12 protein-coding genes are annotated in these 12,231 nt (G+C 68.5%); 6 read left to right on the top strand and 6 right to left on the bottom strand.

Annotated elements, in window-relative coordinates; genetic code table 11:
- Position 1: 1 nt before the first annotated feature.
- Entirely contained in the window at positions 2-940 is a 939-nt protein-coding gene (locus Cte04_RS11850) for an ABC transporter permease (RefSeq protein ID WP_066477414.1), read from the bottom strand.
- Positions 937-2,553, bottom strand: a complete 1,617-nt coding sequence (locus tag Cte04_RS11845; RefSeq protein WP_066477409.1) for a TIGR04028 family ABC transporter substrate-binding protein — start codon at positions 2,551-2,553, stop codon at positions 937-939. Before Cte04_RS11845 ends, Cte04_RS11850 begins: the two co-directional genes overlap by 4 nt.
- A gap of 297 nt (positions 2,554-2,850) precedes the next feature.
- Here Cte04_RS11845 and Cte04_RS11840 point away from each other — a divergent pair, with 297 nt between their 5' ends.
- From Cte04_RS11840 to Cte04_RS11815, 6 genes are all read left to right on the top strand, one after another.
- Positions 2,851-3,669 (top strand): VOC family protein, encoded by an 819-nt coding sequence (locus tag Cte04_RS11840; RefSeq protein WP_066477401.1) that lies wholly within the window; start codon positions 2,851-2,853, stop codon positions 3,667-3,669.
- A 77-nt stretch (positions 3,670-3,746) separates the two neighbouring features.
- Positions 3,747-4,565, top strand: coding sequence for a MetQ/NlpA family ABC transporter substrate-binding protein (locus Cte04_RS11835; protein ID WP_066477394.1), 819 nt, complete (start codon positions 3,747-3,749; stop codon positions 4,563-4,565).
- Between the two features lie 8 nt (positions 4,566-4,573).
- Positions 4,574-5,647, top strand: a complete 1,074-nt coding sequence (locus tag Cte04_RS11830; protein ID WP_066477383.1) for a methionine ABC transporter ATP-binding protein — start codon at positions 4,574-4,576, stop codon at positions 5,645-5,647.
- Positions 5,631-6,284 (top strand): methionine ABC transporter permease, encoded by a 654-nt coding sequence (locus Cte04_RS11825; protein WP_066477382.1) that lies wholly within the window; start codon positions 5,631-5,633, stop codon positions 6,282-6,284. The genes Cte04_RS11830 and Cte04_RS11825 overlap by 17 nt, the downstream gene beginning before the upstream one ends.
- Before the next feature lie 411 nt (positions 6,285-6,695).
- On the top strand, positions 6,696-7,100 hold the full coding sequence (locus Cte04_RS11820; protein ID WP_066477381.1) for a VOC family protein: 405 nt from the start codon (positions 6,696-6,698) through the stop codon (positions 7,098-7,100).
- Complete coding sequence (locus Cte04_RS11815) at positions 7,097-8,032, top strand: CysB family HTH-type transcriptional regulator (RefSeq protein WP_066477377.1); 936 nt, start codon at positions 7,097-7,099, stop codon at positions 8,030-8,032. The genes Cte04_RS11820 and Cte04_RS11815 overlap by 4 nt, the downstream gene beginning before the upstream one ends.
- A gap of 32 nt (positions 8,033-8,064) precedes the next feature.
- Here Cte04_RS11815 and Cte04_RS11810 read toward each other — a convergent pair whose 3' ends face one another.
- Genes Cte04_RS11810 through Cte04_RS11795 form a run of 4 tightly spaced genes read right to left on the bottom strand, consistent with a single transcriptional unit; the run spans position 8,065 to position 12,129 of the window.
- The gene (locus Cte04_RS11810) at positions 8,065-9,261 is read right to left on the bottom strand and encodes a c-type cytochrome (protein WP_066477372.1); all 1,197 of its coding nucleotides are present in this window, start codon (positions 9,259-9,261) and stop codon (positions 8,065-8,067) included.
- Positions 9,261-10,070, bottom strand: coding sequence for an ABC transporter ATP-binding protein (locus Cte04_RS11805; protein WP_066477363.1), 810 nt, complete (start codon positions 10,068-10,070; stop codon positions 9,261-9,263). Before Cte04_RS11805 ends, Cte04_RS11810 begins: the two co-directional genes overlap by 1 nt.
- The gene (locus Cte04_RS11800; protein ID WP_083526631.1) at positions 10,064-11,107 is read right to left on the bottom strand and encodes an ABC transporter permease; all 1,044 of its coding nucleotides are present in this window, start codon (positions 11,105-11,107) and stop codon (positions 10,064-10,066) included. Before Cte04_RS11800 ends, Cte04_RS11805 begins: the two co-directional genes overlap by 7 nt.
- Entirely contained in the window at positions 11,104-12,129 is a 1,026-nt protein-coding gene (locus tag Cte04_RS11795; RefSeq protein WP_066477358.1) for an ABC transporter substrate-binding protein, read from the bottom strand. The genes Cte04_RS11800 and Cte04_RS11795 overlap by 4 nt, the downstream gene beginning before the upstream one ends.
- Between the last annotated feature and the right edge of the window lie 102 nt (positions 12,130-12,231).

Here is a 12,231-nt window from a genome sequence, read left to right as displayed (position 1 = left end):
TTCAGCTTCCCGCCGCATGGGCAAGCCGCGGATCCAGCCAGGGATAGAGCAGGTCCACGATCAGGTTGATGGTCACAAAAGCCGTGGCGGACACCATCACCACCGCCTGCAGCACGGCCGTATCCTGGTTGCCCACGGCCTGCTGGGTCAGGCTGCCCAGGCCGTTGAGGCCGAAGACCGCCTCGGTCACCACGGCGCCGGCCAGCAGCTCGCCGAACAGCATCCCGCCCATGGTCAGCACGGGCAGGACCGCGTTGCGCGCCGCATGCCGCAGCAGCACGTGCAGCTGCGACGCGCCCTTGGCCCGCGCCACGGCCACATAGGGCTGGGCCAGCGCGGCGTCCAGGTTGCGCATCAGGATCTGCGCCAGCGGCGCGGAGATGGGTACGGCCAGCGTCAGCGTCGGCAGGATCAGCCCCTGCCAGGGTCCCGGATTGATGACCGGCACCCAGCCCAGGCGAAAGGACACCCACTGGATCAGCATGATGCCCAGCCAGAACACCGGAATCGAGGCGAAAAGCGGGGGCAGCGACTGCAGCAGCGCGCGCACGGGCCGCCACCGCACCAGGCTGGCCAGCAGCGCCAGCCCCACGGCCAGCAGCAGCGCGGCCGCCAGCCCCATCGATGCCAGGCGCAGCGTGGGCGGAAGATTGGTGGCCAGGCCCTGGCTGACCGGCACGCCGGCCTGCAGCGAGTAGCCGAAATGCCCGGACAGGAACTGCCCCAGCGTGTGCAGGTACTGGCGCCAGACCGGCTGGTCGGCGCCGTAGGCCGCCTGGATCTCGGCGATCTGCTCCGGCCCCAGGCCCAGGTCGGGGTTGAGGAACTTGATCAGCACCGCATCGCCGGGCATGAGCTGCAGCAGCACGAACGATGCCGAGAAGGCCGCCCACAGCACCAGCAGGGCCTGGCCGGTGCGCCGCAACAGATAGGCAGTCATCGCTTGGCCAGCCAGGTGGCGTAGAAGCTGGGCCGGCCCACGGCCTCGAAGCCCACATCCCTGACCCAGGGGGCGCCCGCGAAGGCCTGCGGCTCCTCGAAGATCGGAATCACGTAGGCCTGCTCGATCAGGTAGCGCTGCACGTCCCCCGTGAGCTGCAAGCGCCTGGCCGCGTCGGTCTCGGCGGCAATCGCATCCAGCAGGCCGTTGAGCCTGGCATCCACGAAGCTGTTGACCTTCTGGCTGACGCCGCCCTTTTGCAGCAGCACATTGCGGTTGGTGGGGTAGTAGTTGCTCTTGATCACGTCCGGGTCGGCGCGGCCCACCATGTTCGGCGCCACCGGCGTCCGGGCGGGATCCAGGCTGTCCAGCGTTCTGCTGCCCGCATCGCCGGCCAGCACATTGAGCTTGACGCCCAGCCTGCTCCACTGCTGGGCCACCAGCTGCAGCGTTTCCTTGTTCTGCGGCTGCGGCAGGGATTCGTAGGCCGTCAGCACCAGCTCCTGGCCGTCCTTCTGGCGCAATCCGCCGGCCCCCAGGGTCCAGCCGGCCTCGTCCAGCAGGCGGCGGGACAGCTCGGGATCGAATTTGAGCTCGGACGACAGGTCCACATAGCCGGCCGCCGACCGGGCCACCACCGATGTCGCCTGCGGATAGTGGGCCGAGAACAGGGTCTGCACCACCTCGGCCGCGTTCGTGCCGTGCAGCAGCGCCTTGCGCACGCGCAGATCGGCCACGAGCGGATTGTCGGGGCGGAAAGCGATGCTGTTGTTCACGCCGCGCGTGGACGGCGCGTAGATCCGCAAGCCCTGGTCCTGCACGCGCTTTTCGTCATAGGCCTGGACCTGGCGGATCAGGCCGGCCTGGCCCGCCAGCAGGGCGCCGATGCGCACGCTGTCTTCGGGCGTGACCACGAAGCGGATGCTGTCCAGCCGCGCCCGGCCCTGGTGCGCATGCCTGGCCGGGCCCCAGTTGTAGTCGGCGCGGGCCTTGAGCAGCAGCTCCTTGCCCAGGGTTTCGCTGGCTACCACAAACGGGCCGGAGCCGATGATGCGCGTGGCGTCGCCCAGTTCCTCGAACGGCCGGGCCAGCGTGGCCAGCGACACCAGTCCCGAGCCGATGACCGACGTGCCCTGCAGAAAGCCCGGCGACGGCTTGCTGAAGTAGAACTTCACCGTCAGCGGGTCCAGGACTTCGCTGCGCTCATAGTTGTTGATGACCTCCGAGACCGGCAGCTTCAAGGCCTTGTTGCCCAGGCCGTAGGTATCGAAATTGCGGGCCACGGCGGTGGCGTCCAGCGGCGTGCCGTCCGAGAAGCTGACCCCGGGACGCAGCTTGAAGGTGAATTCCGTGGCATTGCCGTTGATGCTCCAGGACTCGGCGATCCAGGGCTGGATTTCCAGCGTCTGCGGATCCTGGTAGGTCAGCTTGTCCGTGATCTGGTTGAGCACGCCGCCATTGGGATAGAAGCCTCCGGCGGGCGGATACAGGCTGGTATGCGCCTGCTGCTCCAGGTACACCAGCTCTCCCCCCTGCGCCACCCCTGCCTGCTGCGTGCCGGCCTTGCCCGCGCCCTGCGGCGAGCAGCCCGCCAGCCAGACACCCGCGGCCATTGCGGCCAGCCACCGCCAGCCGTTGTTTCTTCTGCTTTGTTTTTGCACTAGATCATCCACCCTTCATGCCGTCGAGGCGCTGTAACGCAGGAACCGGAAAAGCTCTCCGGATGGCTTGCATGCTAGGAAGGCCACCCTCTTTCCCGAACTGCTGTTTTCGCACTTGGATATGCAGCCAGCAGATATGCCCACCCCTGGCGCATCCGGCACAAAACGCATAAGCAAAGCCGCATCCGGCATTTGCCCTGCGCAGGCCGCGGCACCAGCATGGCGCTTTCACACACAGGAGAAAGCCTCATGCCATTGCCTCTGGACCACATCGTGATCGCCGTGCACGACCTGCAGCAAGCCATCGCCGACTACCGCAGCCTGGGCTTCACGGTGACGCCCGGCGGAGACCATCCGGGGCGGGCCACCCACAATGCGCTGGTGGTGTTCCAGGACGGCTCCTACTTCGAGCTGATCGCCTGGAAAGCCCCCGAAGAAGTCCACCCCTGGTGGTCCAAGCTGGCCCGTTTCGGCCCGGGCATCGTGGATTTCGCGCTGCTGCCTTCCTCCACCCCCCAGGTCGTGGCGCAGGCACTGTCGCGCGGCCTGGCCTACCAGCCGCCCGTCGACGGCGGCCGGCTGCGCCCCGACGGCGTGGAACTGCGATGGCAGAACGCACGGCCCGCCACGCCGGACCTGCCCTTTCTGTGCGGCGACGTGACGCCGCGCGCCCTGCGCGTGCCCGAGGGCCGCGTGCGCGAACATGCCAATGGCGTGCAGGGCGTGGCCCATCTGCGCATTGCCGTGCACGATGTCGCCGCGACGCTTGAGCGCTACCGCGCGCTGCTGGACCTGCAGGATGACGCGGTTGCCGGCAACGGCAGCGCCAGCGCCAGCCTGCCGCTGGGCAGCACCTGGCTGAAGCTGGAGAGTGCCAGCGCCAGCCGCGCCGCCGCCGCCCGCCTGGCGCAGCAGGGCGAGGGCCCGTTCGCCATCGGCCTGTACACCACGCAGGCCGGCCCGCTGGGCGCCATCACGCAGGGCGACACGCACGGCGCCTCCATCGCGCTGCTGCCGCAGGGTGATGCCACCCCGCAGGCCACTCATACCCAAAGCGTATTTGCTTAGCCGCAAAGTTTCGTTGCCACGCCCCGCCCTGGCTTCCGATACTGCGGCATCCCACAACAGAAGACCGGATTTCCACCATGAACAAGCGCGACTTTCTCCGAACCTCCGCCGCCTTCCTGCTTCCCGCGGCGGGCACCGCAAGCGGGCCTGCATCGGCCGCGGCACCTTCGCTGATCCGCGTGGGAGTGCGCGGCGGCGTGGACGAAGAGATCTGGGAAGTGGTCACCAAGGTGGCCCGGGAGCGCGGCCTCAGCGTCAAGCCCGTGGTGCTCAGCGGCTCCGTCAGCCCCAACGAGGGCGTGCACAACGGCGACCTCGAGGCCAACTCCTTCCAGCACACCCCCTTCCTGCGCGACCAGAACCAGCAGCGTGGCTACCAGCTGGTCTCCGCGGGCGATACCTACATCTCGCCCATCGCCTTCTATTCCCGGAAGTTCAAGCGCCTTGCCGATCTGCCGGCCGGTGCGCGCGTGGGCATACCCAACGATCCCAGCAACCAGACCCGCGCCCTGGTGGTGCTGCGCGACCAGGGCGTGCTGGATCTCAAGCCCGGCTTCGATCCCTTCACCGGCACGGCATCGCTGGCCGACGTGACGGCACTGCGCCAGAAGGTGGAACTGGTGGAAGTGGCCTCGGTGGTGCTGGCCCGTTCGCTGGACGACCTGGCGGCCGCCGCCATCGTCAACAGCTTTGCCTACCAGGCGGGACTGATCGCCACGCGCGACGGCATCGCCGTGGAAAAGCGCGAGCGCAATCCCTACGTCAACATCATTGCCATACGCTCCAGGGACAAGGATGCGCCGTGGGCCCGGCAACTGGTCGCTGCCTACCAGTCCGAGCCGGTGCGCCAGTTCATCCAGCAAAAGTACCAGGGCTCGGTGATCCCCGCGTTCTGAGCTGCGGCATGACCACGCTTCCTCCCGCGGTGCAGCTCGCACCGCATATCGTGTTCGACGGCGTGGGCAAGGCCTATGCCGGCCCCGGCGGACCGGTGCAGGCCCTGTCGGCCGTCGATTTCGACATCCGCCATGGCGAGGTGTTCGGCATCATCGGCCGCAGCGGCGCCGGCAAGTCCACGCTGCTGCGCACCATCAATGCGCTGGAAACCCCGTCCGAAGGCCGGGTACGGATCCACGACGTGGATCCCGCACGGCTGGACGAGGATGGCCTGGTCGCGCTGCGCCGGCGCATCGGCATGATCTTCCAGCACTTCAACCTGCTGTCGGCCAAGACCGTGCATGAGAACGTGGCCCTGCCGCTGCGCGTGGCCGGCGAGCGTCCGGCCGTCATCAAGGCCCGCGTGGACGAGCTGCTGGCGCTGGTCGGCCTGGCCGACAAGGGCGGCGCCTATCCGGCCCAGCTGTCGGGCGGACAGAAACAGCGCGTGGGCATTGCGCGTGCGCTGGTGCATGGCCCCGAGGTGCTGCTGTGCGACGAAGCCACCAGCGCCCTGGATCCCGAGACCACCGAGTCCATCCTGGCCTTGCTGCGCGACATCAACCGCCAGCTCCGGCTGACCGTGGTGCTGATCACCCACGACATGGCGGTGATCCGCGCCATCTGCGACCGCGTGCTGGTGCTGGACCAGGGGCAGGTGCAGGAGGTGGGGGAGGTCTGGCGCGTCTTCGGCGCTCCGCAGGCCGCAGCCACCCAGGCCCTGCTGCAGCCCCTGCAGCAGGGCCTGCCGCCCGACCTGGCACAACGGCTGCAGCCCACGCCGGCCTGCGCGGCGGACCGCGCCGTGCTCGGCCTGCGCTTTGCCGGCAGCCGGCGGCCCCAGGGCCTGCCGCTGCAGGCCCTGGCGGCCCTGGGCCCGCAGGCGACGCTGCTGCACGGCGGCCTGGATCGGCTGCATGGCCACTCGCTGGGGCAGCTGCTGGTCGCGGCGCCCGCCGCCGGACTGCCTTCACTCGATGCATTGCGCCAGTCTACCGGCGCCGACCAACTGGAGCTGCTGGGCTATGTCCGCGCCGATTGACAAATACCTCCAGGCCTTGGCCGAGACCCTGCTGATGGTCGCCTCTTCCTCGGTGATCGCCATCGGCCTCGGGCTGGCGCTGGCCATCGTGCTCACCGTCACCGGGCCGCGCGGCCTGTATGCGCTGCCGCGTTTCCACAAGGGGCTGTCGGTCGCGGTGAACGTCTTCCGTGCCATCCCCTTCATCATCCTGCTCGTGGCCCTGCTGCCGGTCACGCGCGGCATCGTCGGCACCACGCTGGGCACCTGGGCCGCAGTGGTGCCGCTGTCGGCCAACCTGATCCCGTTCTATGCCCGCATCGCCCAGGTCAGCCTCAACGAGGTGGATTCCGGGCTGGTGGAAGCCGCGCGCGCCATGGGCTGCAAGCGCTGGCACATCGTGCGGCACGTGCTGCTGCCCGAGGCCCTGCCCGGCATCATCGGCGGCATGACGGTCAGCGTGATCGCCATGGTCAATGCCTCTGCCATGGCCGGCGCCGTGGGCGCGGGCGGCCTGGGCGACCTGGCCATACGCTACGGCTACGAACGCTACGAGACCCGGGTGATGTTCGAGGTCATCGTGATCCTCGTGGCGCTGGTGTCCGTGGTCCAGTTCGCCGGCGAGTCGCTGGCGCGCAAGGCCGATCACCGGCGCTGAAACCCGGCCCCAGGCCGACGGGCGCACGCCGGCCAATAACATCCAGAAGAGCTTTCTTCGCTTGGCGGGCAAGCGAAGAAAGCTCTTTTTTTCATAGCAAAAGCAAGGTGCCGCCCTCCAAATATGTTTAAGTAATTTTGAAGTGAAAAAACATTAATTGTTTTTATAAACAGGCTTTTCTATAGTGGCTGCCAATAGAACCTTCCAAGGCAATGCCTGATGAGTGCCACCCGCCCGCCCCTGCACCCACGCACCGGACTGCACTGTCCCCGGCCGTGAAACCTTCGCGGCCTGCGGCCCAGCCCTGCGCTCCCGCAGGAGCAGGCTGAAGCCGCCGCCCCAGGCCTTCCGCCCCCCGGCCACAGATACGGCAGGGCATGCGCTTTCCTGCCGCAACAGGCATGCAGTCCCATGAACATCACCTCCGTCCACCATATCCATTTCAATTTCCATCCCCGGTCACGGGAGGAAATCCGCTTCTTCTACGCCACCGTGCTCGGGGCCCATGAGCGGCATGCACCGGAGAAAAAACAGCTGCTGCAGTTCGAGATGGGCCACCAGCTGCTGTGCTTCACGCCGGATGCCGGCCCGCACGGGCGCGGTCCCACCCAGCATGTGGCCTTCAACATCGAAGGCATCGGCGACCTCAGGAACCGCCTGGCCGCCTTCGATCTGAGCTTCATCGAGAGCCACCCCGAGGCTGCGCAGGCGCAGCAGATCTACATCAAGGACCCGGCAGGCAATCAGCTGGAGTTCCTGGAGCGGCAAGGCCGGCCGCAGGCCGACGCGGCAGCGGGCGACGGAGCCCGGCCATGAACTTCCAGCAACTGCGCTCCATCCGCGAAGCCGCGCGCAACAACTACAACCTGACCGAGGTTGCCGCCGTTCTCTTCACCTCCCAGCCCGCCATCAGCCGCCAGATCCGTGAACTGGAGGAAGAGCTCGGCGTGGAGATTTTCACGCGCGCGGGCAAACGTCTCACCGGGCTGACGCCGCCCGGCAAGACGCTGCTGCCCATCATCGACCGGCTGCTGCTGGAGGCCGGCAACCTCAAGAACGCGGGCAAGGACTTCAAGGAAAAGGACACGGGCGTCTTCTACGTGGCGGCCACGCATTCCCAGGCCCGCTACGCACTGCCTGCCGTGGTGCGGGACTTCCGCAAGGTCTACCCGGGCGTGACGTTGCATCTGCGCCAGGGCTCGCCGCAGCAGATTGCCGAGATGCTGCTGGCCGGGGAAGCCGACATCGGCGTGGCGACCGAGGCCCTGGCCAACTACGAGCAGCTGCTGACCCTGCCCGGCTACCGCTGGTCGCACAGCGTGATCGTGCCTCCCGGGCATCCGCTGCTGCTGCAGGCAAGGCCCATTTCCCTGGAAGACCTGGCCGGCCATCCCATCATCACCTACGAGCATGGATTCACAGGCCGCGCGCATATCGACGAAGCCTTTGCACGCGAAGGCCTGGCTCCCGAAATCGTTCTGACGGCCATGGATGCGGACGTGATCAAGACCTATGTGGAGCTGGGCATGGGCATAGGCATCGTGGCCTCCATCGCCTTCGACGCCGAACGCGACCGCCTGCTGCGCGCCATCGACGCGCGCCACCTGTTCGAGATCAATCTCACGCGCATTGCCGTGCGCCGCGGCATCTGGCTGCGCGACTACGCCTGCCACTTCATCGAGAGCTTCGTCCCGACGCTGACACCGGAAGTGGTACGCCAGAAGCTCAACGAAGGCCGCGAAGGCTGAAGCCGTGTACCGGGACCGCGCGCCGCAGGGCATCAGCGCAGGCCATGTACCCGCCCGCCCTTGACATAGCGCACCGGCTCCAGGTCCATGCGCCGCAGGATGCGGGTCAGGCCGTCCTCGGCCACCGGCGCCGCAGGGGTAGCCGGCGCTTGTGTGTCTTGGGTGCTGCGGCACAGCAGGTCTTCGTCATTCCAGTTGCCCACGGCCCGGCTGTTGCGCGCCCTCAGCCAGCCGTCCTTGTCGGCCAGCAGCTGCACATCGCGCATCGCGGCATCGCCGTTCACCAGGCCCAGGGCCTGCTGCGCCACCACGCCCGAGACGACGATGCAATCCACTTGTTCGGGAAGGGCCGGCAGCGGTCCGGCAGGCGGCAGCCACAGCGTCACCATGCGCGGATCGGGCGGCAGCTGACGGGCATCGGCCAGACTGACCAGCCGCAGGCGCTGCCCCCGCCAGTCCCGTACCCGCGTCTTGTCGGGGCGGTGGCAGCGCAGCGGCATGTCCGGCAGGGCAACCGGCTGGGCCCAGTTGCCGGTGGCATTCAGCAGCCGGCCCGCGGCCTGGGCACGCAGAAAATGCAGCAGCTCCCAGCTCTGCGCCACCGACAGCTGACCGGCAAAGCCGGCCATGGTCGGGCGCCCCTGGCCGTCCCGCACGCCATAGCGCACCGCCTGCAGCAGCTCGCCGTCCGCACGGCGCCAGAGCAGCGGGCCGATGAAGCTGGGCGGCCACACGGGCTGGGCCGACGCCTCCGGCCCCTGGCCGTCACCCGCCGCACCATGGCACTGCAGGCACAGGCGGCGGTATTGCGCAGCACCGCGGACGATGGCCGCGTCGGTGAACGGCAAGGGATTGCGGTGAAAACTCGAAGGCACGGCCTGCACCAGCACCACCTGGCGTGAAGGCCAGGGTGCCAGCACGACGGCGGCCAGCGCCATCCCCAGCAGGCACAGGCTCCGGCGGCGCCTGCGCCGCCACAGCATTGCGAGAGCCAGCAGGACCAGCGCCGCAGCGATGGCACCCAGGCTCCAGGCCAGCTGGCGCGCCTGGGCCTGGTCCACCAGCAGGTATTCGCCGGCCAGGCGCTGCGTCCACGGCCAGGCCGGCTGCCCATCGACTTCGCCCGTCCAGCCCAGGCCGTACAGCAGCTGCAGCAGGCCCACCTGCCCGCGATGGATTGCTTCCAGCAGCCAGATCAGCCAGGGGGCATCCGCTACGCGCTCGGGCATCAGGCCACGTCATCCAGTCCGAGATGGTGCAGCGCCTGCTGGCGCAGCTCGACAAAGCGCGGCTGCGTGCGATGGCGCGGATGGGGCAGGTCCACGGCCAGCTCCGCCACCGTGCGCGCCGGACGCTGCGAGAACACCACCACGCGGTCGGCCAGGAACAGCGCCTCTTCCACATCGTGCGTGACCAGCAGCACCGAGAAGCCGGTGCGCTGCCACAGCCTGAGCAGCTCGCCCTGCATGGACAGCCGGGTCAGCGAATCGAGCTTGCCCAGCGGTTCGTCCAGTATCAGCAGCTGCGGCTCGTTGACCAGCGCGCGCGCCAGGGCCACGCGCTGGGCCATGCCGCCCGAGAGCTGGTGCGGATAGCTGGCCGCGAATTCGGACAGCCCCACCAGCGCCAGCGCTTCGTCGATGCGCGCATGCTGGTCCCTGGGCACCTTGCGGGCCTGCAGGCCCAGGGCCACGTTGTCGCGCACCGTGCGCCAGGGGAACAGGGTCGGGTCCTGGAAGACCACGATGCGCGAGGGATCGGGCCGCTCGATGGGCCGGCCGTCCTGCGTGACCCGGCCGCTGGCCGGCGGCTCCAGCCCCGCCACCAGGCGCAGCAGCGTGGACTTGCCGCAGCCGCTGGGCCCCAGCAGCGCCACGAACTCGCCGGGCCTCACCTGCAGGCCGACATGGTCCAGCACCGGCAGGCTGGCCCCGCCGGGCTGGGCAAAATCGTGCGACACATCGGCAATGTCGATGCGCGCGCCGGCAGTGCCGCCGGCCTGTGCAGGCCGCCGAAGCTCGTTTGCAGCGCTCACCATTTCACGGTTCCTTTCTGCCAGCCCAGCAGCCGGTCGCGCACGGCGAACAGCAGGGTGATCAGGCCCGAGCACAGCACCGCCATCACCAGCAGGGCGCCATACATGTTGGCGTAGGCGGCCCAGCCCTGGGCCCATTGCAGATACCAGCCCAATCCCGCCTTCACGCCCATCATCTCGGCCGTGATCAGCACGGAGAACGAAGCGCCCAGCCCCATGAACAGGCCCACGAAGACCTGGGGCAGCGCGGCAGGAATGGCCACGCGCAGCACCAGAAACCATTCCGACGCCCCGAGGGTGCGGGCCACGTCGTAATAGCTCTTGCTGACGTTGGCCACGCCGGACCAGGTCAGCACGGCCACCGGGAAGAAGGTGGCCAGCGCGATCAGGAACACGGCCGCGCTATGGCTGCTGGGCGCAAAGAAGAAGGCCAGCGGCAGCAGCGCCGATGCCGGCACCGGCCCCAGAAAGCGCAGCAGCGGATGCACCCAGTAGCCGGCCACGCGCGACCAGCCCACCCATACGCCGGTGACAAAACCCACCGCGCTGCCGATCACGATGCCCTGCAGCAGCAGGCGCAGCGAGTAGGCCACCGAAATGCCGAGCCGGGCCGTGTCGTCCAGGTAGACCTCCAGCAGGCTTTGCGGCGGTGCGAAGAACGGCGGGGGCAGCAGGCCCAGCTTGGCCGTTGCCACCTCCCACACGGCCAGCAGCACGGGCGCCGCGATCAGCCAGGCGCCTGCCGGACGCAGCCAGCGCAAAACCCGCCCGGCCCGCCCTCCCGCCAGGGCCAACGCCGCCAGCAGCACCGCGACGGCGGCCGTGAGCGCGGCAAATTCCGTGGTGTAGGCCCAGTCGCTGAAGCCGATTTCCTTGTTCGGCCACAGCCAGGTCAGCACGCCCAGCAGCAGCCAGGCCAGCGCCGCGGCCAGGCCCTGGCGCCACGGGCCTGTGCGAACCGACGCGGCAGGCGGCTGCACACGCGCCTGGGCAAGGGCCGGGGCCGCCCCCCGCTCCGCCATGGCTTGTATGCTGCTCATGACAGCACATCCTGCGTGATGTGGCGCGCAAAGCGTGCCGGGTCGGTGCTCTTTTTCAGAATGCCCGCAGAGCGGAAGTCGCTGACGAAGTCGCGCACCTCGTCATGCAGGCGGCCGCCGTGCGGATGGTGCTTGTAGGTGAGCTCGGCGATCAGGCGCTGCAGGTCCGGCACTTCGAACTTGGGCGTGTAGCGGGCAAAGATCCGGGCCGCCTCGTTCGGGTTCTCGGCCACATAGTCCGAGGCCTGAGCCAGCGCGCGCACCACGCCCGCCGCGCTCTTGCGGTCGTCGCGCACGAACTTGGCGCTGGCTCCCAGCACGCAGCAGATCTTCTCGGCATATTCGCCCGTGGCGCTGTTGCCCAGTTCGGTGAACACGCCGGGGTTGCGCTTTTCGATCAGATAGAGGTTGGGGTCGCCGTCGGCAATGGCGTGGATCTCGCCCTTCTTCACCGCCACATCCAGCAGATCCGCCGGATAGACGCGCCACTCCACATCCTTGTCGATGTTCAGGCCCTTTCTGGCCAGGTGGATGCCGTAGAACTGCTTGGCCGGGCTGTTCAGGTCGGACACGCCGATCACCTTGCCCTTGAGCGTCCTCACGTCCTGCGTCACGCCGGCGGCGTTGACCCCCACCAGGCGCAGGCAGCCGCCGTGCACGCTGCCCACGATCTTCACATCCAGCCCCGCCTCCAGCGGCTTGACCCAGCGGTGGATCAGCCCCACGCCGACCTCGGCCTTGCCGGTGGCCAGCGCCTCCAGCAGCTGGTCGGCGGAGCCGCCCCAGTTCAGCACCTCCACCTGCAGGCCGTTCTTCTCGAAGAAGCCGCGCTCCAGCGCAATCGGCACGGGCACCTGGCAGAAGCTGGCCTGGCTCCAGGCCAGGGTGATCTTGCGCGGCTGCGAGCGCACGGCCAGCGGCAGCAGGCCTGCCGCGCCCACGGAACCCGCCGCCGTCGCGGCCCCCAGGAAATGGCGCCGCGTCCAGGGCGCACGCTGCGCAATGGGCAAAAACTCATCCATGTCGTCCCTCCGGAAGTCAGTGAAAGTGCCTGCACCATAGGTCCGCGGTCCGCACTTTGCCAACGAAGGAATCCGTGTATCGATATGCAGAAATCGGGCAAC

This window comes from Comamonas terrae, assembly GCF_001544075.1.
Lineage (GTDB): Bacteria > Pseudomonadota > Gammaproteobacteria > Burkholderiales > Burkholderiaceae_C > Comamonas > Comamonas terrae.
This window is presented reverse-complemented; position numbering and strand designations above follow the sequence as displayed.